The following is an 18,940-nucleotide window of genomic DNA, read 5'->3' as shown; positions in this document are numbered from 1 at the left end:
TGCCTCATTTCTCGATACAGTGCCGTGTCGGACTTTATTCCGATTCAGCCCTGTAGTTGTGCAAAACAAGTCCTGCCTGCGCCGGGTTCGCGTGAGCGCAGACTGTCTAATCTACACGCATATCCGCGTGGTGCAGGTAGGCCTTACGCAGCAGTTTGGCCAACGTATCGCGCTCGTGCGGCGTCAACGGCGCCAGCAGCTCTTCCTCATGCGCCCGGGCCGTCTCCAGGCGTTCGCGCAGGGCCAGCCTGCCCCCGTCGGTGATCGACACGGTGAACCGGCGCCGGTCCTTCTCGTCGCGTCTGCGCTGGGCGAACCCCAACCCCTCGAGCTCGTCGAGCACCGACACGAGGTCGCTCGGGTCCATCCGCACCCGGTCGCTGATCCGCTTCTGCGCCACGGCCTCCTGCTCGGACAGGTACGCGAGCACCGTCAGGTGCGGCCCGCGCAGATCAGCGCGCCCGATCCGGCGAGCTTCACGCACCAGCCCGAGCATCAGGTAGCTGGGAAGGCGCAGAAGCTGATCGATGCTCATGTCCTCAGTCTAGAAAAGATCTGTCCCCCGATCGTGGATAGCGCTGCGTGATGAACCGCCTCGGACGAGGGCCGTCAGGGTGAGCGTTGGGGTGACGTTTCTCCGCAAACCACCAGCAAGCGGCAAGGTGGGGGTATGACGCGTGCGGAGATCGTCCGGCTCGCCCGCTGCGTGGTGCGCCGGCCCCGGTGGCAACTCGTCGTCGCGGTGTTGCTGTCCGCCTGGACACTCGCCTGGGTGCTCGGTCAGCTCGCCGCGGAGCCCCCGAGCCCGCTCGGTCTGCTGGCCTGGACCGGCATTCCCCTCGATTCGGCATCCCTATGGGCTCGGGAACGCGTCGACGTCCTCGCCTGGCTCGCCACGCTCGGCGGCCTGAGCTGGGCGGCCACCACCGAGCAGGGCCAACTGCCCGCGCTGGCCGGGTGGTTCGCGGTGCTGGTCGCCGGTGAGGCCGCCGGGTACGAGCACGCCGTCCAACGGGCGATGCTCAGCATGGTCGTGTTCCTGCTCGTCCTCGCCGCCGTCTCGATCACCGGGCGGCGCGCGTTCGTCGTCGACCGGGTCGCGGTCATGCCGAAGGACGTCGTGCGGGCGGGCATCACCGCCGCCGTGCTGACGGCCGTGGTCCCGCTCATCGCGCCCGGCCTGGCCCTCACGCGCCTCGTCATGCCCTATGTGACAAAACCGCCGCGCCGGCTGAGGCGGGTTGAGGCCCCGTTGCTGCGGGAAACCGGATGAGGTGAGCGACTACCTGCCACCACCCGCGCCTCCGCGCAGTGCGCTGACCCTGAGGTTGTGGCTGGCCGGATTCGGGCTGGTCTTCAACTCGGTGGCGGGGTGGCTGGCACTGCGAGCCGACCTCGTCTGGCTGGGAATCGTGCTTTTACTACTCGCCGTCGTCTGCCTTGCCGACTTCGGTTGGGTCGTTCATCGCAAACGTCGCGGAGATCCAGGCTGAAACCTGTCGGGAACCTGTGCTTGGGCTCAAGCGCACTTATGGATAAAGATGTCGGCGTGCATGAAGATCCGGCCAAAGGCAGGTTAGCCAGGGTGATGCGCCGGCAGCCTGTGCAACAGCGCGGCGCGGCAACTGTTTCCGCGATCCTCGACGCCTGCGCGAGCCTGCTGAACGAATACGACTACGACGACATCACCACGGCTCGCATCGTCGATGTGGCCGGAGTGCCCATTGGTTCCTTCTATCAGTACTTTCCCGACAAAAGATCCGTTGTGCACGCTCTGGCACTTCGAGGTATGGAGACCTATCTCCGCGAGGTCGAGGAGCTGTTCGCCGCCGATCTGATCGCGGACTCGTGGCGCGAGGCCATGACGCAGGTCGTCGAGGTGTACATGCGGATGCTGGTCGAGGTGCCCGGCTTCGGGCGGGTGCGGTTCAGCGACATGCTGGACAGCCACCGCCTCGACTCGAGCGTCGACCAGTACGAACTGATGGCCGAACGGCTGGCGGAGATGTTCGTCAACCGGTTCGGCGCCCACGGCGACGCCCCGGTGATGCTGACGTTCCGGATCGCCGTGCAGACCGCGGACGCGCTGTTCAAGCTCGCCGAACGGGTCGACGAGAACGATCGCGCGCACGTGGTCGGCACGGCGAACGAGCTGCTCAGCGGCATGCTCGGGGCTGTGCTGGACCGGCCTCAGAGCCCGTAGGACTCCAGCAACCGCAGCCAGACCTCGCTGATCGTCGGGTACGAGGGCACCGCGTGCCACAACCGGTCCACGGTGACCTCCCCGACGATCGCGACCGTCGCCGAGTGCAGCAGTTCGGCCACGTCCTGACCGACGAACGTGACACCGACCAGCGTCCGCGTCCGCTCGTCCACGACCATCCGCGCCTTGCCCTTGTACCCGTCCGCGTGCAGCGACGACCCGGCGACCGCGATGTCCAGGTCGACCACCTTGACGTCCCGGCCGGCCGCCCGCGCCTCGGCGGCGGTGTGGCCGACGAACGCCACCTCGGGGTCGGTGAACACGACCTGCGGCACCGCCACGTGGTCCGCCCACGCCTGCCCCGCCGACCACTGCTTCGGCTCGAACCCGCGGGAACGCTCCAGGATCGCCGTGCCGACCGCCCTGCCCTGGTACTTGCCCTGATGCGTCAGCAACGCACGACCCGTGACGTCGCCGGCCGCGTACAGCCAGCGTCCGTCCACACCGGACACAAGACCGGAGTCGTCGATGGTCAGCGGCTTGCCGTCCTTGGTCGCCGGTGCCCGTCCGGTCGCGACGAGGATGTGCGACCCCTGCACGACCCGGCCGTCCTGCAACGTCAACTCGCCCGGCTTGATCGACGAGGCGCGCCCGTTGAGCAGCACCTCGACGCCGTCCTCCCGCAGACCCTCCAGGACCAGCGGGCCGACGAACTCCTCCATCTTCGGCAGCGGCCGGTCACCGGACACCACCAGCTTCACCTCGGACCCCAGCCGCGCCCACGCCTGCGCCATCTCGACACCGACGACGCCGCCGCCGAGCACGACCAGCGAGTCCGGCACCTCCCGCGCCGACGTGGCCTCCCGTGAAGTCCACACGGGAGTGTCGTCGATGCCTTCCAGTGGCGGCATCTTCGGCACGCTGCCGGTGCACACCACGACGGCCTGACGAGCCCGGTGGACCTCCCCGCCCACGGTGACCTCGCGCTCGCCGGTGACCTCACCGTCGCCGCGGATGACGTGGATGTTCTCCGACTCGGCCCACTCGACCTGGCCGGAGTCGTCCCAGTTCGAGGTGAAGCCGGTGCGCCGCTCCAGCACCGCGGCCGCGTCGAGCGACCCGCCGACCACGCCCTTGACCCGCTTCGCCGCGGCGAGCGCGTGCCCGGAGCGCAACAACGCCTTCGAGGGCATGCAGGCCCAGTACGAGCACTCGCCGCCGACGAGCTCCTTCTCGATCATGGCCGTGGACAGGCCTCCCGCGGCCGTCCGCCAAGCCACGTTCTCACCTACGGGGCCACCACCGATGACGATGACGTCGAAGTCCATGACGTCACATTAGGCCTCGATCAAGAAAGCCACACGAGGCAGAAGGGGTGCCCCACCGGGTCCGCGTAGACCCGGAACGTGTCGTCGTTGTCCTTCTGGAGCAACCGGGCGCCGAGCGCCAGCACCGCGCGCTCGGCCTCCTCGACGTCCTCCACCAGCACGTCGAGGTGGAACTGCTGCGAGCCGCGCGGATCGGGGAACGACGGCGGCTCGTACTCGGGAGCGAGCTGGAACGCGATCCGCGTGCCGCCGGCGACGATCACCACCCAGGTGTCGTCCTCACCGGCCAGCCGCTCGGCGCCGAGGAGTTCCTCGTAGAACGACGCGAGTTCGCGGGGGTTCGGGCAGTCGAGCACGACAGAACGAAGTTGTCCGACCATGCCCTCCACCCTCTACCGGGTGACGGGCAGCCGCAACGCCTGCTTGGCGATCGGATCGAGCGCGGGCTCGCCCCCGCCGCCGGAGTACACCGCGAACGCCAGCGTCACGTGGCTGCCCTTGGTGTTGTTCGCGAACGCCGCGCTCTCCAGCGGTTTGCCGTCGAGGCCGTGCACACCGCCGGACCCCGGCAGCACGACGATCGCGTGCAACGCCTTGGCGCTGGGTGCGTCGTACAGGTCCATGTCCGCCACCAGCACCGTCACCGGCTTGTTCAGCAGCGACGTCTCGTAGGTGGCGCGCAGCAGCACGCCGCAGTCGTTCGCGATCAGCCACGCCTTCACGTCGCCGAACGCCTGCGCCTGGCAGTCCTGGTCCTTCTTCATCTCCTTCGGCACGAACGCCGTGCCGTCCACGACCACCGTCGTCGGTTGCGCCGAGGTCGGGGCGGGCGTCGCGTCGGCCGGCTTGTCATCGCTGGGCAGCGCCACCACCAGCCACACGACGAGGATCAGCGCGAGCAGCGCCGCGCCGGCGAGGTAGGGCCAGGTCAGCTTGCCCGGCAAGCGTTTGCGGCCGATGGCCTGGCGCAGCTGGGCCTTGGGGATGAGCATCGTGCTGGCGGCCGCGAGGTCGGGGGAGACCGCGTCGCTGAAACCCTCCGCGAGGAACGCCTTCGCGTCCGGCGGCGTGCCGGTGTTCTGCAGGATCGCCATCAGCTTCGCCGCGTGGTCCGCCGTGCAGGGCACCGCCGACGTCGCGAGTTCGCGGGCCGCACTGAGCACAGTGGACGGTTTGGGGTGCAGCACCCGCACACCGCGGTTGAGGTCGACCGTCGGCTGCACGACCTGGCCGACGAACGGGCCGACCGCCACGACCGTGCTGACCGGCAGCGGTTCCGCGCGCATCGCCTGGATCCGCTGCGCCACCGCGGTCGCCGCCGCCACGGCCTCGGTCGCCGGGTTCGCCGTGCCGTCCTTGGCGACGAGTGGCCAGCCGTCGATCTTCCACTGACCGCCGAGCGGCGCCTCGAGCTTCACACCGGGGTCCGGCAGGTCGACGCCGACGATCACGAGGACGCCCTTGGGCAGCACGACGATCGCGTCCAGCGGCACCGGGCAGTCGGGTGGTTGGACCCCGATCAGCGCGATACCACCCAGGACTCCGGTGCCCGCTCCCCACGCCGTGAGGGCGGCACGGACGTCCGCCCCAATGGCCGAGGGTTCAGCGCCCAGACGGATCAGCCGCACGAGTCCCTACCTTTCCGCACGGGGGGACACCGTAGCGGTCCGGGGTGGCTCGAACGCACTCGGTCGAGACATTCGGTGATGCCCGTCACCGATAAGTGGATCACTCGTTAGGTGGAATGCCTGCCAATGTTCACGGAGGGTCCATGTACACACGCGCAGCATCGCTCGCCGTACTGCTGGTGGCCGTCGCTTCCCCTGTCGCGACGGCCGCTCCGGCCTCCACGGTCTACGTCCACGGAGCCGACATCACCGCCGCGGAACGGGCGGTCGAGTCAGCCGGTCTGGAGAAGCTCACGAGCTTCCGCAAGATCGGCGTCGTAGCCGCGCGGGGCGACTCCGCGCAGATCTCCTCCGCCAGGGCCGAAGCGGGCGTCACGCGCGTCGAGGTCCAGAAACCGATCAGGTTCCTCGGTTCGACCTCGCACACCGCCACGCGCGGCCTGGACGCCCGCAACAGCCTCGGGCTCACGGGCGCGGGCGTGTCGGTCGCGGTGATCGACTCGGGGGTCGACCCGACGCACCCGTCGTTCGGCGGCAGGATCGTCCGCAACCTCAAGAGCCTGTGCCTGGACGGCTCGACGCAGACGAACTGCATCGTGCCGGTGCCGAACTTCCTCGACACCGACACGACGTCGCTGGGCGGCCACGGCACCCACGTCACCGGCATCGCGATCGGCGGCGACGTGCAGACCACCGGCGGACCGGTGATCCGCGGCGCGGCGCCGGGCGCGAAGGGCGTCGTGATCTCGACCGGCGCGGCGATCCTCATCCTCGGCGCGGACGCCGCGCTGAACTGGGTGCTGGAGAACCACCGGGCCCCCTGCGGCGCCGGTGTGCCCGCCTCCACCTGCCCGCCGATCAAGGTGATCAACAACTCCTATGGGCCGTCTGGCGGCGGTGCGTTCGACCCTGGGTCGGTCACCGTCAAGCTGCAACGTCAGCTCGTGGCCGAAGGGGTCGTCGTCGTGTGGGCGAACGGCAACGACGGGGGCGATGGTTCAGCGAACCTGTCCAACCCGCCGGGCGTCGACCCGACACCGGGCGTGATCTCGGTCGCGTCCTACAACGACCAGGAGACCGGTACCCGCGACGGCGCTGTGTCGGACTTCTCCTCGCGCGGTCTCGCCGCGGACTCCGCGACCTGGCCGGACATCTCGGCACCGGGGGAGAACATCGCCTCGTCCTGCCGGCTCTACCTGCCGATCTGCGCGACCGGCCTGAAGCCGCAGAACGGGCCGGGACTGCTCGACCTGGGCACGTTCAACACGATCAGCGGCACGTCTATGGCGGCACCGCACATCGCCGGGATCGTCGCACAGCTGTTCCAGGCCAAGCCTTCCGCGACCCCCGCCGACATCGAGCGGGCGCTGAAGTCGACGGCCCACAAGTACGGCTCCGGCTACCAGCCGGCAGGGCCCTACACCTCGTCGTTCGACAAGGGCACGGGTCTAGTCGACGTCGTTGCCGCGGTAAACGCTCTGTAGATCACGATCGGGCATCACTCGGCCGGGAGATCGGGACTTAAGACCTGTATCTGCCCCGGTCGGGTGATGATCGAGCTGGTTCTTATGGCGGACATGCCTCCAGTCGAGGCAGAATGCAGCGAACGGGTTTCGCGGTGATCACCTCACTCTCGACAAAGGCGTAGGGGAAGACGTCCCTCGTCGAGTAGCGGAGGTCAGCAGTGAGCACCCGTGGCAGCACCAGTGGCGTGGTTTACGTCCACTCGTCGCCGTCTGCGGTCTGTCCGCACGTCGAGTGGGCGATCTCGGGCACCCTCGGTGTCCGGGTAGACCTCAGGTGGGCAGCGCAACCCGCGGCACCAGGCCAGTTGCGCGCAGAATGCGCGTGGACCGGAGACGCCGGCACCGGCGCCAAACTAGTGGCTGCGCTGCGCGCGTGGCCGATGCTGAGATTCGAAGTGACCGAGGAGCCCTCCTCCGGTCAGGACGGCGAGCGCTTCAGCTTCGCGCCCGTCTTGGGACTGTGGCACGCCCGCACCTCGGCGAACGGCGACATCGTCGTCAACGAGGACCAGTTGCGCGCGCTCGCGGTCAAAGCCCGTGGTGGCGAGTCCTTCGCACACGGCGTCGACGAACTTCTCGGCGCCGCGTGGGACGACGCGCTGGAACCGTTCCGCCGTGCGGGAGACGGCGCGCCCGTCACCTGGCTGCACCGCGTCGGGTGAGTCCTGAGTGGACCCCGCTCACCGTTTGGGCAGCGGGGTTTCTTCTCGGTGCGTGGGATCCCACGCCAGCATGAGCTGTCCGTAGAGCGCGGACGTCTTGAGCAGGTGCTCGTGGGTGCCGAGCAACGGCTTGCCGCCGTCCATGACCAGCACCCGGTTCGCCCGCAGCGCCGAGCTCAGCCGGTGCGCGATCACCACGAGAATCCCTTCCCGTTGCGCGAAAGCCCGTTCGACGCGGGCCTCGGCGGCGGGGTCCAGGTGTGAGGTCGCCTCGTCGAGGATGACGACGCTCGCGGACGTGACGAAGACCCTCGCGAGTGCCAGGAGCTGGGCCTCACCAGCGGAAAGCCCTTCCCCGCCGTGGCCGAGCAGGGCGTTCAGCCCGCCGAGCCGGTCCAGAAGTGGTTTGGCGCCAACCTTTTTCGCGGCCTCGACGAGATCCTCGTCCGTCGCCCACGGTGCCAGCAACGTGAGATTCTCCCGCACAGTGCCCGTGAACAGGTACGTCTCCTGCGGGATCAGCGCGATCGCATGGTGTCTGACCGTCGGCGTCACCTGGTCGACCGGGGCGCCGCCGAACAGCACGGAGCCGTTGCCCGGCGGCATCAGACCGGTCAGCAGACTGGCCATTGTGGACTTGCCGATGCCGGACGGGCCGACCACCGCGAGGTGGTCGCCGGGACGGAGGCCGAGCGAGAGGCCGCGCAGCACCGGTTCCGCGTCCGGGCTCCAGCCGAACGTCACGTCCTTCAGCACGAACTCGCCGTTGGCAGGGGTTTCGGAACCGATCGCCCTGCCGGTGCGCGGTGCCGCTTCCTGAAGTCGTTTGAGGGCGACCATCAGCCGCATCACGACCGTGCTGGTCGTGCGGGCCAGCCCGTGCAGCGCGGGGTTCACGCTGTTGGTCAGGTAGACGACCGCCGCGAGGACCGCGCCCGTGGTGAGCTGGCCCGACGCGACGAGCGGGGGAGCGAACGCCACCAGCAGGACGATCGGTACGAAGCCGCCGAGCGCGATCACCGTGGCGCGCAACGAGTTCGCCCACGCGACCGTCACGGTGGCCCTGGCCTGCAGGTTGATCTGCTTCGCGACGTCCCGGTAGGCCTCCTCACCGGCGTCGCAGGCGGCGACGTCGCGCAGTCCGGTCAGCACCGCGCCGGACGCCTCCGCCGTGCGTTCGTCGGCGATCACGGCGTCGCGCTGCCGTTTGGCGAGCGAGGGCAGCATCAACCCGAACAGCAGCAACGCGGCCACGATCGGCAGCACGACCAGCCAGATCAGCGCGGCGGCCGTGGTCGCGAGACCGACGAGCGCGGCGATCGTCGTGACCAGAAGGGCACGGGCCTGCACCAGCACACCGGCGGTGGCGTCGCGGACCACCTCGACGTGCCGGGTGATCATGGCGACCGCGCTGGCGTCCGGTGTGCGGCGGTGCGTCGGATCGTTCAGCACGCCCCTCACCACCCGCGTGACCAGGGCGTCGCGCATCGGTTCGACGACGGCGCCGAGCCGCGCGAACACCTGCCGCTGCCCCAGCGCGCCCACCACCGCGAGCACCGCGAACGACAGCAGCCACAGCACGCCGGCCAGCGGTTTTCCCGCCGCGAAACCCTGGTCGACGGCGGTGCCGACGAGCCTGCCGCCGAAGAACGCCGGGATGCCCTCGAGCATCGACCAGCCGAGCAGGACCAGGACGCCCCTGCGATGTCCTGCCAGCGTGGAGAGGTAGAAACGCATCACTCGCCCCCGGTGAACACGGCCCGGTAGGCCTCGTCGTGCCACAACAGCCGATGGGTGCCGGTGCCGCGGATCCGGCCGTCTTCCAGCCACACCACCAGGTCCGCTCTCGCGGCCGTCGCCGCGCGGTGCGTCACGACGATCCGGGTCCGGCCGGGAAGGGCGGTGGTGAGCGCTTTGTCCACTTTGGCCTCGGTCACGGTGTCCAGACTCGCGGTGGCGTCGTCGAGCACGAGCACGTCGGGGTCCCGGACGATCGCGCGGGCGAGGCCGATCCGTTGAGCCTCTCCGCCGGAGAGCGGGGCATCGGCCACCGGCGTCTCGTACCCCTGCGGCAACCGGATCAGCACGTCGTGCACCTGGGCGGCGACGGCGGCGTCCCTGACCTGGACCTCGTCCGCGTCGGTGCCGTAGCCGATCGAACGGCCGATCGTGGCGCCGAGCAGCGCGGGGCGTTCGAAGGCGTACCCGACCGCGTCGTGGCCGAGGATCTCGCCGGAGTCCACAGCGGACAGTCCGCCGAGCACCGCGGCCAGTGTCGACTTGCCCGCGCCGGAACTGCCGACGATCGCGGCGAACGTGCCGGCCGGGATCATCAGGCTCACGTCGTGCAGCGCGCCGTCGACGCTGACGTTCCGCAGTTCGATGACCCCGTTGGACCGCTTGGCGGGACGGCGCCGGGGCTCCGGCACGTCGAGGACCTCGGCGATCCTGCCGGCGGACGCGCGGGTGCGTTCCAGCACGGTCAGCTGGGTCAGCTGGCCGACGATGCCCATGCCCAGGGCCGCGTACCCGAGGGCGGCGAGCACGTCACCGGTGCTCAGTCTGCCCTGCATCACACCGAAACCGGCGGCGGTGAGCACCGCGAGCTCGACGGCGGGCAGCAGCAATCCGGCCCGCCACATCATCTTCGCCTGGGTGCGCCACATGCCGGCACCGGCCGCGGCGAGCCGGGGGAGCGGCTCCAGCACGCGGTTCGTCTCGCGGTCGGCGATGCCGGCGGACGCGATCGTGCGCAGTCCGGACACCGAGTCGAGCAGCCGTGCCGAGACCTCACCGGAGACTTCCTGGTAGGTCAGCACGTCGTCGGCGGTCATGCGCATGTGGGTGCGGATCAGCAGGCCCGCGAGCGGCACGCTCACCAGGAACACGGCCGCGAGCCGCCAGTCGAGCAGCGCCAGGGCGATCACCGAGCCGACCGAGGACACGACGGTCACCGCGAACCCGATCACGAGGACGGCGATGCCCCCGGCGTTGCCGCAGTCTCCTGTGACGCGGCTGACCGAGTCTCCGGGGGCGAACGAGGAGGGGTGACCGAGGGTGAGGAACTTCTTGGTCAACCGGCGCCGCAACCACGCCGTGGCGCGGGCCGTGATGCCGGCGGCGAGCACGATCCCGATCGCCTCACCGAGGACCTCGACGCCCGCGAGCGCGAGCAGCCACAAGATCGTGACCAGTACGAACGTGCCGCCCAGTGCCATGTCGACGGCACCGGCGAGAGCGGCGGGGAGCAGCAGTCCGGCGGTGGTGGTGATGGCGGCGTTGAGGAGCAGCAACCACGGGCGGTAGTCGCGGGTGGTCGTGGCGAGCAGCAACCGATCACCGGATTTGCGCATCGGGGCTGTTCCTCCGGAGGTGGTGAGGGCCCATCATGAAGCGAGGGCCCGGCAGCTGGCCGGCTGCCGAGCCCTCGGAGTTGGCGGGTGAGCGGCATACTTCGCCTATGCCGCTCACCGGCCGTTCATGCTTGGTGGAGCGAGATCAGCACAGCAGCAGCGACGCACCGCTGTGGCTGCACGGGAGCAGCAGGGAGACGGTCGACGCCGTGGTCGAGCCGCCACCGCCGCCGCCACCGCTGCCGCCGGCCATCATCGTGGCGGGGGCCTCGGGGGTCTCGAGGTCCTGCATGTCAAGGATGAAACCCATGACAACATCTCCTTGTTTCGGGGGATCGATCTCTTCTTGCTACCGGTCTGCGGAGACCGGCGTTCTGGTGCCCAGGAAGGGCAAGGGAGAGCGGCCGTCCACTGTGGACGCGATGGCGAGCAGCACGCCCGCACCGCCGGTGTTGAGGTCCATGGAGAGCCGGCGCAGCTGCACGCCGGGGAACGCGAGCCCGCCGCCGTAGCGGACGGCGTGCCAGCCGAGTGCCTTCAGGTGCCGCTCGGTGGCGCGCTCGAGCCGTTCGTCGGGGAAGTGCCTGGTGGCGTGGGCGAGCGTGGCGAGCAGTCCGGCCCGGCCCAGCGTGAACGCGGGCTGGATGACGAACTCGCCGGTGCAGCCGCCCAGCAGTTCGGGCAGCTTCTCGACGCACGGCCTGTCCGGAGCCTGCTTCGCGAACTCGGTGAGCGCCAGAGCGACGCCCGCGCCACCGATGCCCACGTACGGCAGGCTGCGCAGGTTGCCGTCCCGCACCTGCAGCGAACCGTCGAGCGCGATCATCGTCTCCGCGAGGTCGCGTTCGAGCGCCTGCTCCGCGAGCTTGAGCCAGCGGCGTTCGGTGGTGTGCTCGAACATCCGCAGGAAGAACAGTGCCGGTCCGGACCAGCCGTGCAGCAGGCCCGCCTTCGCCTTGTCGCCCGGTCCGGGGGCCTCCGCGAGTTGGCCCGCGAGACGTTCCGCGAGGTGCTCGGCCTGCGCCGCGTACCCGTCGTCCTGCCGGACGTCGGCGAAGTGCAGCAGGTTGAGGCCGATGCCGGACAGACCGGCGCTGAGCCCGTGGTCCTGCGTCATCGGCAGCAGTTCCGCGTACGTCTCGACGATCTCGGTCGCGACGTCGTGGTGGCCGAAGTTCTCCAGCACGTGGGCGATGCCGTGCGCGCCGACGAAGAAACCCGCCTGCTTCGGCGGTTCTCGCCGGAACGCCCTGATCAGCCAGTCCTCGTGCTCGGGGTAGCGGCCCTGCCCTGCCTCGGCGAGAGCGTGCAGCACGCCCGCCGCGCCGTAGCCGAAGCCCGCGCCGCCGACCTCCCACTGCTCGATGTCGCCGGGGAACAACCGGTCCTCGCGGTGTGGTGTCGCGCTGTGCAGGATCGCGGTCGCGATCTCCTTGCGCACCAACGCCCAGTCCGGGGTGTCCTGGTCGAACTCGGTCAGCGCGGGGTCCGCCGGCGGGTCGACCCGCGGCGTCAGCACGTCGATGATCGGCCGGCAGTACTCGTCGCTGAGGCCGAACCGGCGCTGGATCACGCGGACGTGCTGCGGGATCTTCGCTGGGGCCAGCTCCAGGACGGTGTTGAGCGGCAGGAAGAACCAGAGCCGCAACGCCGCCAGCGGGTACGCGTCGATGTCGAAGCCGTCGCGGTCGCGCGGTGCCTGGAAGCCCGGCGAGCCGAGCGTGGGCTTGCGGACCGCGTCGATGCTCGAACTGAGTTCGAAGTCGATCAGCGAGACCTGGTCGTCGTCGTCCACAAGCACGTTGAGCGTGTGCAGGTCGCTGAACACGACGCCGCGGTCGTGCACCTCGTCCATGATCGACTCGATGCGGCCGACCAGTTTGAGCGCGCGGGCCTTGTACTCGGAGAGCGCCTCGTCGCTGACGTCCATGTGCGTCAACGGGTAGTGCCTGCCGACCCACTGCCCGAGCGAGCGTCCGGGCATGAACTCCATGGCGACGAAGAGGTGCTCCCACTCGGTGAAGCGGTCGTACACCTCCGGCACGCCCTTGATGCCCTGGAGCTTCGTCAGGATCTCGTACTCTCGCTGCAGCCTGACGACCGCGTCCTCGCCGTCGCGGTCGAGCCCGGCGTGCGGCCGCGCCTCCTTGAGCACGACCTCCTTGCCGTCGCTCTTGCGCGTGGCCAGGTAGACGCCGCCACCGTTGGAGAAGTGCAGCGAGTTCTTGATCTGGTAGGGGAACGCGGCAGGGTCGCCGGCGTTGCGCTCGTCCAGGTGGGGCTTCAGGAACGCCGGCAGCTCGATCCACTCCGGCAGGCTGAACACGGGCTTGCGCTTGTCCGGCACGAGCTCGCCGTCCGGCCCGGCGATCGCGAGCACCTGCTGCCCGCCGACCTCCAGCCACTGCTCGACGAACCCGCCGTAGCGCACGTACAGCGGCCCCTTGCCGTAGCGCAGGTCGCTCAGGATGTAGGCGCCGTGCTGGCCGTCGAGGATCTCCGCGAGCTCGGTGAGGATCGTCTCGAGCCGCGCGACGTCCGTCGGGTAGATCGTGACCAGCTTGCCGCTGCCCTCCCGGGGCGCGTACTTCGAGTTCCGGGCCAGCACGATCGACATCGACTGCAGGTACTTGAAGGGGATTCGCCGATCGACGCAGTAGTCGAAAGCGGCCTTCAATACCCGGCCGGCGTTGTCGAGGCCAGCGGAAACGTGGATTTTCCACCCTTGGTTCGGGAGCTGTACCCCCATCGGGTGGTGGTGCCGCCACACGTTGCGTTCAACCGTCGCCCAGTCGAGTGGAATCGCGGGGAGTTCGGTGGAGAAGTCGTCTGCGGGAGTGCTTTCGGTGCTGCTCTGCAGATCGTAGAACTGCCGATCGGCGAAGCAGTACGCCTCGTATCTGAGGTCCACCGAATTCCCCTCCCTGGCTCGTTTTGCGTTTCTTTGTTGCGGCATATTTCCGCACGATTTCGATCCTATGGGGAATCCGCCGTTAGGGTCATATGGGTCCCCCGTTCGTGTCCGAAAGACCATTGGTTACCGGTGCGTATGTGACCCGTGGTGATGAGGTTTGGGCCCATCTCACCCGGTTGAGATGTTTGCTGCCGGTCGTGTGTCCGGGCCTGTGCTGCGTTTCCGCTAAACGGAACTCGGGAGTTCTTGTGGTGTGGTGCCTCTGAGCTGCGCTATTCCAGGCGGAGCTCGGCGTATAGTTGGGCAGGTGCAAACGTCGTGTACTCGCTGTGTCGGCTGCTCTTTCCGAGTGAAGCCAAAATTGGCTGCTATTGCGTGTTTGGTACGGCCGAATGGCGGTACGGAGTCGCCCGTTCGAACTCATTCATAGGATGAGATTGGACGCCCACTATTATGTAGCAAACATTGTCTTACTACATGCTTCTCGGTAAATCCCTGTGTGATGTAATCGTTCGAGTGAAATTCGTGTTTTGATGTAACACGACACGTTTTGTCAGCGGCCCTCCGCTGCCCGGCGTGTCGTGCGGCTAGGCTGCGCGTGTGGGGAGCGTGGCAAGCCGCTGGCTGGTGCCGGCCGTGGTCGTGATCACCGGTGCCGCTGTGGCGGCCGGGATGGTGGGCCGGACCGTGTACTCACGCCCGGCCGAGGCCCGTGGGGCGCCCGCGGTGCCGTCCTCGTCCGTTGCGGGGCCGTTCCCGGGGTCCGGAGAGGTCCGGCTGAGCCCCGACTCGTTCACGCATCCGGACCGGACTGCCGTGCAACGGGTGTTGCAGGCCTACTTCGACTCGATCAACTCGCGTGACTTCGACGCTTGGCGTGGGGTGGTTTCGGCTCGGCGGGTTTCTTCCACGCCTGAGGCCGGGTGGGTTGCTGCTTATGAGAGCACCCGGGACGGCGGGATGGTGGTGCAGCGCGTCGAGTCCGATGTGGTCGGGCGGCGGTTGCGGGTGCTGATCTCGTTCGTGTCCACTCAGGACGTTTCGAAGGCTCCGCCTGCGTTGCCTGAGGGGTGTATTCGGTGGCGGGTTGTTTATGTGCTGGTCTGGGAGGGTGGGGTGTTGAAGGTGGATGAGGCGCCGGAGAACCGGAACCCGCAGATGGAGAAGTGCTGACTCGCCTTCGGCTTCGGCTTCGGTGTCCGTAGGTGGTTGCGTTGCGGGCGTTGCGTTGTGCTGCTTCCTGGGGGACTCCGCCCCCCAGACCCCCCACAATCTGATCAAAGACCGGCCCACGCCACGCGCAGGTAGATGGCACGCCTGTTGCTTTGGGCGGAGGCGCGTTGCGTTGAGGGTGGCGTCGGTGGGGTGGTCCCGTCACGAGTCGCACCTGGAGCTGGCCACATCTGAAGGGGAGGGTCAAGTCGACGAAAAGCGTGTCGACTTGACCCTCCCCTTCAGATGCAGCAAGAGCTGAGGTGCGACTCGTGACGGGACCACCCCACCCGGACCGTTTGGTAAGGACGGCTCGTCTTCGACATCGCGGGACTGTCAGGCCCGCTCTTCGGCATCGCGGGACTGTCAGACCCGCTCTGTACGTTGGGTCGCGGGGGACGCTGAGTTCAAGGGGACCCCTGCGCGAGCGTGCCCAAACCCTTGTCTGACAGCACATCAGGGCCCGGTCCGCGCTGCGGACCGGGCCCTGATGTCGAGCGGAGTGGTGCTAGGCCGGGGTGAAGGCCAGGGCCACGTTGTGGCCGCCGAACCCGAACGAGTCGTTCACCGCGGCGTCGAGCTTGATCTTGCGTGGTTCGCCTGCCACCACGTCCAGTGTGACCGCTGGGTCGAGGTTGTCCAGGTTGAGCGTCTGGGGGACGATGCCGTCGCGGATCGAGAGGACCGTGATGATGGCCTCGACCGCGCCTGCTGCACCCAGCAGGTGGCCCAGGGAGCCCTTCGGGGCGGTCAGGACCGGGTGGTCGCCGATCGCCTTGCGGATTGCCACGGTTTCCGCGACGTCGCCCACCGGGGTGGAGGTGGCGTGGCAGTTCACGTGGCCCACGTCGGACGGGTCGATGCCGCCGGAGCGCAGGGCTGCTGCGATTGCTCGCGACTGGCCCACGCCCTCGGGGTCCGGCGCCGTGATGTGGTAGCCGTCGGCCGACGTGCCGATGCCTGCGAGGCGGCCGTAGATCTTGGCTCCGCGGGCCTCTGCGAACTCGCGGCGTTCCAGGACCATGACGCCCGCGCCCTCGCCCAGGACGAAGCCGTCGCGGGCCGTGTCGAACGGGCGCGACGCCTTTTCCGGCTCGTCGTTGCGGGTGCTCATGGTGCGGGCCTGGCTGAAGCCCGCCACCGGGATGGCCGTGATGCACGCTTCGGCGCCGCCCGCGACGACCACGTCGGCTTCGCCGGCCATGATCATGCGGTAGGCCCATGCGATGGCCTCGGCGCCTGACGCGCAGGCGGAGACCGGGGCGTGCACGCCCGCCTGTGCCTTCAGTTCCAGGCCCACGTGCGCGGCCGGGCCGTTCGGCATCAGCATCGGGACGGTCAGCGGCGACACCTTGCGCAGGCCGTGCTGTTCCAGGAGGTCGTCCTGGGTCAGCAGGGTGATCGCGCCGCCGATGCCCGTGCCGATGATGACGGCGAGACGCTGGCGGTCGACGGTGTCGTCGTCGTGGCCCGCGTCCGACCACGCCTGGCGGGACGCGACGATGGCGACCTGCTCGGAGCGGTCCAGGCGGCGTGCCTCTACTCGGGGGAGCACCTCGGTCGGGTCCACCACGAGCTGCGACGCGATCTTGACGGGCAGGTCGTACTTCTCGACCCAGTCGTGGGTCATCGGACCCACGCCGCTCTTGCCCGCCAGAAGCGCGTCCCAGGTGGACGTGACATCACCACCGAGCGGGGTGGTGGCACCCAGCCCGGTGATGACGACCTCGATGCCCGAACTCACTTGTTGCTGGTGATGTAGTTCACCGCGTCACCAACGGTCTTGAGGTTGGCCAGCTCGTCGTCCGGGATCTTCACGCCGAACTTGTCCTCAGCCTGGACGGCGATCTCGACCATCGACAGCGAGTCGATGTCGAGGTCGTCCACGAAGGACTTCTCAGCGGTGACGTCGTCGGCGGCAACGCCGGCGACCTCTTCGACGATCTCGGCAAGACCGGACAGGACGTTGTCGCTCACTGAAGTTCCCTTTCGGTTGAAACGGTGGAAAAACTGTGGGTGGTGCTCACGGGCACCGGACGACCTGTCCCGCGTAGGACAGGCCCGCGCCGAAACCGACCATCAGCACCACGTCTCCGGAGGAGATCTCGCCCGCGGACCTCATGTGGTCGAGCGCCATGGGGACCGAGGCCGAGGAGGTGTTGCCGGATTCGACGATGTCTCGAGCGACCTTCAGGTCCTCGCGCGCACCATTCTTGCGAAGGCGTTTGGCGATGGCCTCGATGATCCTGAGGTTGGCCTGGTGCGGGACGAACGCGTCCACATCGGACAGTTCGACGCCCGCGAGTTCGGCGGCACGGATCGCGACCGGAGCGACCTGCGTCGTCGCCCACCGGAAGACCGTCTGGCCCTCCTGGGTGATGAACGAGTCGCGGTCGTCGATGCGGATGACCTCGGACATCGAGCCGTCCGAGCCCCACGCGACGGGGCCGATCTCGTTCGTGTCGCTGGCGCCGACCACGACGGCACCCGCGCCGTCCGCGAAGATGATCGCGGTCGAGCGGTCGTCGGGGTGCATCCAGTCGGTGAGCTTCTCCGCGCCGACGACGAGGATGTTGCGCACCGTGCCCGCACGGACGATGTCCGCCGCGGTCGCGACGGCGTAGCAGAAGCCCGCGCACGCGGCGTTCAGGTCGAACGCGGCCGCGGCCTGGATGCCGAGCCTGGTGGCCACCTGCGCGGCGGCGTTCGGGATGGTCGACGGCATGGTGCACGTCGCGACGATCACGCCGCCGATGTCGGCCGCGGTCAGACCGGCGTCCTCGATCGCCTTGGTGGCGGCCAGGACGGACATGTCGACGACACCCTCGTCCTTCGCCGCCACGTGCCGGTTGACGATGCCGACGCGCTCGCGGATCCACTCGTCCGAGGTGTCCATGCGAGCGGCGAGGTCGTGGTTGCTCACCACGGCCTCGGGCCGGTAGCTGCCGAGGCCGAGGATGCGGCTACCCGCGGCTGCCTGCGGGGCCTGGAAGGTCGTCACTTATTGGCTCCAACGGTCTCGAAGAGCTCCGAGACCTTCTCCAGCTGGTCGGGGGTCTTCAGGGCGAGGGTGGCGGTGCCCTTCATCGCACGCTTGGCGAGACCCGTCAGCACACCGGCGGGCGGCAGTTCGACCGAGCCGGCGATGCCCTTCTCGACGAACGTCGCCTGGCACAGGTCCCAGCGGACGGGGCTCGTGACCTGGGAGACCAGGCGCGCCAGCACCTCGGCGCCCTCGGTCACGACCTGACCATCCTTGTTGGACACCAGCGGCAGCGACGGGTCGTGCGCGGCGACTTCGGCGGCACGGGCGCGCACCGCGTCTTCGGCGGGCGCCATGTACTTGGTGTGGAAAGCGCCCGCGACGGCCAGCTTGCGGATCTTCGCGGGGCCGGGCGGGTTCGCCACGAGCTCGTCGAGCGCGGAGTGCGGACCGGCCGCGACGATCTGGCCGGCGCCGTTGCGGTTCGCGGGCACGAGACCGAGCTCCTCGAGGCGCGCGAGCACCTCCGGCTCGTCGCCGCCGAGCACCGCGGCCATGCCGGTCGGCTCCAGGGCGCAGGCCTCCGCCATCGCGGCACCGCGCACGGCGGCCAGCGCGACGGCGTCGTCGGCGCTGATGACGCCCGCGACCGCGGCCGCGGCGAGCTCGCCGACCGAGTGACCGCCGACGATCACGGCGGAGGGCAGTTCGAGACGCTTGCGCAGCTCACCGAACGCGAGCACGGCGAGAGCCACGACGAGCGGCTGCGTGATCGCGGTGTCGACGATCTCGTCGGCCTCCGCGGTGGTGCCGAGACGGACCAGGTCCAGGCCCGTGATCTCCGACCACGTGCGCACCTGCTTCTCCGCCCCCTCCAGTTCGAGCCAGGGGGTGAGCATGCCGGGCGTCTGGGACCCTTGTCCGGGCGCGAGGAGTGCGATCACGCCGATTACTAAAGCTGGTGAACCCACCGGTACCCCATGCTGTAAAGAACGAAGTACTGCGATCGTATTTGTAGAGACCCTACAAAAGTGTCGTTCAGGTGAACGCTCCACGGCGTAAGCCCAGCTCAGCGTAGCGCAGGGTCGTTTGGCCCTCACCCTAACGGATGTGTGCGAAGTCCGTCACAGG

The 18,940-nt window shown here is 68.9% G+C and carries 18 protein-coding genes; 6 read left to right on the top strand and 12 right to left on the bottom strand.

Annotated features, from left to right (window positions below; genetic code table 11):
• Positions 1–106: 106 nt before the first annotated feature.
• On the bottom strand, positions 107–535 hold the full coding sequence (locus PV646_RS42120; RefSeq protein WP_500348482.1) for a MarR family winged helix-turn-helix transcriptional regulator: 429 nt from the start codon (positions 533–535) through the stop codon (positions 107–109).
• Positions 536–670: 135 nt separating this feature from the next.
• Here PV646_RS42120 and PV646_RS42115 point away from each other — a divergent pair, with 135 nt between their 5' ends.
• The 3 genes from PV646_RS42115 to PV646_RS42105 are packed head-to-tail and all read left to right on the top strand — an operon-like array spanning position 671 to position 2,203.
• Positions 671–1,273: a hypothetical protein gene (locus tag PV646_RS42115; protein WP_500348480.1), complete on the top strand. Its 603-nt coding sequence runs from the start codon at positions 671–673 to the stop codon at positions 1,271–1,273.
• 1 nt (position 1,274) lies between these two features.
• Positions 1,275–1,493, top strand: coding sequence for a DUF6343 family protein (locus tag PV646_RS42110; RefSeq protein WP_500348479.1), 219 nt, complete (start codon positions 1,275–1,277; stop codon positions 1,491–1,493).
• A 20-nt stretch (positions 1,494–1,513) separates the two neighbouring features.
• Positions 1,514–2,203, top strand: a complete 690-nt coding sequence (locus PV646_RS42105; protein ID WP_500348478.1) for a TetR/AcrR family transcriptional regulator — start codon at positions 1,514–1,516, stop codon at positions 2,201–2,203.
• Here the strand turns inward: PV646_RS42105 and PV646_RS42100 are convergent.
• The 3 genes from PV646_RS42100 to PV646_RS42090 are packed head-to-tail and all read right to left on the bottom strand — an operon-like array spanning position 2,191 to position 5,159.
• Entirely contained in the window at positions 2,191–3,531 is a 1,341-nt protein-coding gene (locus PV646_RS42100) for a dihydrolipoyl dehydrogenase family protein (protein ID WP_500348476.1), read from the bottom strand. The genes PV646_RS42105 and PV646_RS42100 overlap by 13 nt on opposite strands.
• A 20-nt stretch (positions 3,532–3,551) precedes the next feature.
• Positions 3,552–3,911, bottom strand: a complete 360-nt coding sequence (locus PV646_RS42095; protein WP_500348475.1) for a VOC family protein — start codon at positions 3,909–3,911, stop codon at positions 3,552–3,554.
• Between the two features lie 12 nt (positions 3,912–3,923).
• Positions 3,924–5,159, bottom strand: a complete 1,236-nt coding sequence (locus PV646_RS42090; RefSeq protein ID WP_500348474.1) for a hypothetical protein — start codon at positions 5,157–5,159, stop codon at positions 3,924–3,926.
• Between the two features lie 143 nt (positions 5,160–5,302).
• Here PV646_RS42090 and PV646_RS42085 point away from each other — a divergent pair, with 143 nt between their 5' ends.
• On the top strand, positions 5,303–6,643 hold the full coding sequence (locus PV646_RS42085) for a S8 family serine peptidase (RefSeq protein WP_500348473.1): 1,341 nt from the start codon (positions 5,303–5,305) through the stop codon (positions 6,641–6,643).
• A 200-nt stretch (positions 6,644–6,843) separates the two neighbouring features.
• The gene (locus PV646_RS42080; RefSeq protein ID WP_189159974.1) at positions 6,844–7,347 is read left to right on the top strand and encodes a DUF3145 domain-containing protein; all 504 of its coding nucleotides are present in this window, start codon (positions 6,844–6,846) and stop codon (positions 7,345–7,347) included.
• An 18-nt stretch (positions 7,348–7,365) separates the two neighbouring features.
• On the opposite strand, the gene PV646_RS42075 is transcribed toward PV646_RS42080, so the two are convergent.
• The 4 genes from PV646_RS42075 to lanKC all read right to left on the bottom strand — a co-directional run bounded on the left by PV646_RS42075 (position 7,366) and on the right by lanKC (position 13,611).
• Complete coding sequence (locus tag PV646_RS42075; RefSeq protein ID WP_500348471.1) at positions 7,366–9,084, bottom strand: ABC transporter ATP-binding protein; 1,719 nt, start codon at positions 9,082–9,084, stop codon at positions 7,366–7,368.
• Positions 9,084–10,700, bottom strand: coding sequence for an ABC transporter ATP-binding protein (locus tag PV646_RS42070; RefSeq protein WP_500348469.1), 1,617 nt, complete (start codon positions 10,698–10,700; stop codon positions 9,084–9,086). Before PV646_RS42070 ends, PV646_RS42075 begins: the two co-directional genes overlap by 1 nt.
• Before the next feature lie 145 nt (positions 10,701–10,845).
• Positions 10,846–11,010, bottom strand: a complete 165-nt coding sequence (locus PV646_RS42065; RefSeq protein ID WP_452253369.1) for a SapB/AmfS family lanthipeptide — start codon at positions 11,008–11,010, stop codon at positions 10,846–10,848.
• Positions 11,011–11,049: 39 nt separating this feature from the next.
• The gene (gene lanKC / locus PV646_RS42060) at positions 11,050–13,611 is read right to left on the bottom strand and encodes a class III lanthionine synthetase LanKC (RefSeq protein WP_500348467.1); all 2,562 of its coding nucleotides are present in this window, start codon (positions 13,609–13,611) and stop codon (positions 11,050–11,052) included.
• Positions 13,612–14,214: 603 nt separating this feature from the next.
• Between lanKC and PV646_RS42055 the strand changes: the two genes are divergently transcribed.
• Positions 14,215–14,787 carry a hypothetical protein gene (locus PV646_RS42055; RefSeq protein ID WP_500348465.1) on the top strand — a complete coding sequence of 191 codons (573 nt, stop codon included), beginning with the start codon at positions 14,215–14,217 and terminating at the stop codon, positions 14,785–14,787.
• 547 nt (positions 14,788–15,334) lie between these two features.
• Here the strand turns inward: PV646_RS42055 and fabF are convergent.
• The 4 genes from fabF to PV646_RS42035 are packed head-to-tail and all read right to left on the bottom strand — an operon-like array spanning position 15,335 to position 18,753.
• The gene (gene fabF / locus PV646_RS42050) at positions 15,335–16,570 is read right to left on the bottom strand and encodes a beta-ketoacyl-ACP synthase II (RefSeq protein ID WP_500348463.1); all 1,236 of its coding nucleotides are present in this window, start codon (positions 16,568–16,570) and stop codon (positions 15,335–15,337) included.
• Complete coding sequence (locus tag PV646_RS42045) at positions 16,567–16,803, bottom strand: acyl carrier protein (RefSeq protein WP_030465146.1); 237 nt, start codon at positions 16,801–16,803, stop codon at positions 16,567–16,569. Before PV646_RS42045 ends, fabF begins: the two co-directional genes overlap by 4 nt.
• Positions 16,804–16,849: 46 nt before the next feature.
• Positions 16,850–17,827 (bottom strand): beta-ketoacyl-ACP synthase III, encoded by a 978-nt coding sequence (locus tag PV646_RS42040; protein WP_500348461.1) that lies wholly within the window; start codon positions 17,825–17,827, stop codon positions 16,850–16,852.
• Positions 17,824–18,753 carry an ACP S-malonyltransferase gene (locus PV646_RS42035; protein WP_500348460.1) on the bottom strand — a complete coding sequence of 310 codons (930 nt, stop codon included), beginning with the start codon at positions 18,751–18,753 and terminating at the stop codon, positions 17,824–17,826. Before PV646_RS42035 ends, PV646_RS42040 begins: the two co-directional genes overlap by 4 nt.
• Positions 18,754–18,940 lie beyond the last annotated feature (187 nt).

The sequence above is a fragment of the Streptomyces sp. ID05-26A genome (assembly GCF_033794685.1).
Taxonomy (GTDB): domain Bacteria; phylum Actinomycetota; class Actinomycetes; order Mycobacteriales; family Pseudonocardiaceae; genus Lentzea.
The sequence above is the reverse complement of the archived record's forward strand: the minus strand, read 5'-3'. Positions and strand labels throughout refer to the sequence as shown.